Origin of the sequence: Nonomuraea montanisoli (assembly GCF_013363975.1) — a bacterium.
Taxonomy (GTDB): domain Bacteria; phylum Actinomycetota; class Actinomycetes; order Streptosporangiales; family Streptosporangiaceae; genus Nonomuraea; species Nonomuraea montanisoli.
Genome location: NZ_JABWGN010000055.1, coordinates 1 through 465 on the forward strand (window position 1 = coordinate 1; position 465 = coordinate 465).

Here is a 465-nt window from a genome sequence, read left to right on the forward strand (position 1 = left end):
GCTTTGTGGTCAAGTCCTCGGCCTATTAGTACCGGTCAGCTCCACACGTTACCGCGCTTCCACCTCCGGCCTATCAACCCGGTCGTCTACCGGGAGCCTTACCCCCTCACAGGGTGGGAGACCTCATCTCAAGGCGAGCTTCCCGCTTAGATGCTTTCAGCGGTTATCCCTTCCGAACGTAGCCAACCAGCCATGCACCTGGCGGTACAACTGGCACACCAGAGGTTCGTCCGTCCCGGTCCTCTCGTACTAGGGACAGCCCCTTTCAAGTCTCCTACGCGCGCAGCGGATAGGGACCGAACTGTCTCGCGACGTTCTAAACCCAGCTCGCGTACCGCTTTAATGGGCGAACAGCCCAACCCTTGGGACCTACTCCAGCCCCAGGATGCGACGAGCCGACATCGAGGTGCCAAACCATCCCGTCGATATGGACTCTTGGGGAAGATCAGCCTGTTATCCCCGGGG

1 rRNA gene is annotated in these 465 nt (G+C 60.0%); it reads right to left on the minus strand.

Annotation, left to right across the window (positions count from 1 at the left end):
* Window positions 1–5: 5 nt before the first annotated feature.
* Window positions 6–465, minus strand: a 23S ribosomal RNA gene (locus tag HTZ77_RS44945); the annotation flags it as partial.